General features: G+C 63.5%; 1 protein-coding gene. It reads right to left on the bottom strand.

What is annotated here, in order from left to right:
- Positions 1-241 (bottom strand): type VI secretion system baseplate subunit TssF (locus R0J88_RS22970; RefSeq protein ID WP_410901312.1); only part of this gene is annotated, 241 nt, incomplete at both ends.

The raw sequence follows: 241 nt of genomic DNA, 5'->3' as shown, positions 1-241 counted from the left end.
CATGAACTTGTCGGGGAAGGTGAAGTACTCGTGCAGCAGGCGATAGCCGAGGAAGGAGCGCTCGGGGTAGTCGATCAACCCCTCCTCGGGCGCGAACCCGACCGGCTTGAGCGAGTCCGGCGGCAGCGAGACTTCGCGGCGCTGCCCGCCTTCATCGAAGCTGACGCTCAGGCGAGTCAGGTTGTTGAACAGCAGTTCATACATCGGGTGCATCAGGGCACCCTCGCCGTCCAGGAACAGG

The organism is Pseudoalteromonas sp. SIMBA_162 (assembly GCF_046535955.1).
GTDB lineage: Bacteria > Pseudomonadota > Gammaproteobacteria > Enterobacterales > Alteromonadaceae > Pseudoalteromonas > Pseudoalteromonas marina.
The sequence above is the reverse complement of the archived record's forward strand: the minus strand, read 5'-3'. Positions and strand labels throughout refer to the sequence as shown.